The organism is Sulfurimonas sp. hsl 1-7 (assembly GCF_030577135.1).
GTDB lineage: Bacteria > Campylobacterota > Campylobacteria > Campylobacterales > Sulfurimonadaceae > Sulfurimonas > Sulfurimonas microaerophilus.
In genome coordinates, this window is the sequence record NZ_JAUIRR010000012.1 from 1 (window position 1) to 1,212 (window position 1,212).

The following is a 1,212-nucleotide window of genomic DNA, read 5'->3' on the forward strand; positions in this document are numbered from 1 at the left end:
AGTGTGTTCTATCAATGTCAAGGCCAGGTAAGGTTCTTCGCGTATCTTCGAATTAAACCACATGCTCCACCACTTGTGCGGGTCCCCGTCTATTCCTTTGAGTTTTAATCTTGCGACCGTACTCCCCAGGCGGAACACTTAATCTGTTAAGTGCATCACCGAAGTAACTAGTACCCCGACGACTAGTGTTCATCGTTTAGGGCGTGGACTACCAGGGTATCTAATCCTGTTTGCTCCCCACGCTTTCACGCCTTAGCGTCAGTAATGTCCCAGCAGATCGCCTTCGCTTTCGGTATTCCTAGTGATATCTACGGATTTTACCCCTACACCACTAATTCCATCTGCCCCTTCCATACTCTAGGTTACCAGTTTCCAATGCAGTTCTATGGTTAAGCCATAGGATTTCACATCAGACTTGGCAACCCGCCTACGCGTCCTTTACGCCCAGTGATTCCGAATAACGCTTGCACCCTCCGTATTACCGCGGCTGCTGGCACGGAGTTAGCCGGTGCTTATTCATATGCTACCGTCATTTTCTTGACATATAAAAGGAGTTTACACACCGAAATGCGTCATCCTCCACGCGGCGTTGCTGCATCAGGGTTTCCCCCATTGTGCAATATTCCTCACTGCTGCCTCCCGTAGGAGTCTGGTCCGTGTCTCAGTACCAGTGTGGCGGATCATCCTCTCAAACCCGCTACCCGTCATCGCCTTGGTGAGCCATTACCTCACCAACTAGCTGATAGGATATAGGCCGATCCCCTAGCGAAAAAACATTTCCCTTTTCAACTTATGAAGAAAAGGAATATCCAGTATTAATCACCGTTTCCAGTGGCTATCCCGGTCTAGGGGGCACATTACCTATATATTACTCACCCGTGCGCCACTCGTCAGCAGAGAGCAAGCTCTCTCTGTTACCGTTCGACTTGCATGTGTTAAGCACGCCGCCAGCGTTCATTCTGAGCCAGGATCAAACTCTCCATAATTGAATTGTTTAATCTGTAGCCCAAGATTTAAAAATCATTGGCTTTGTATAAAGTTATCTACTAACTTATTTAAGTTAATAGACGGTTGTTGTATTGTGTATTATCTCAAGCTCTCGCTTGCTTAGTTTTCAATGATCTCAAACGTTAATCAGTAGCTTCAACCCGAAGTACTTCTGACCCTCTTTCGATGGCCTCTCATCGTTTGTGGACGGGAATTATAGGAGAA

1 rRNA gene is annotated in these 1,212 nt (G+C 46.9%); it reads right to left on the reverse strand.

The window, feature by feature from the left end:
* Positions 1 to 986: ribosomal RNA gene (locus tag QWY88_RS11600) — 16S ribosomal RNA — on the reverse strand; the annotation flags it as partial.
* Positions 987 to 1,212 lie beyond the last annotated feature (226 nt).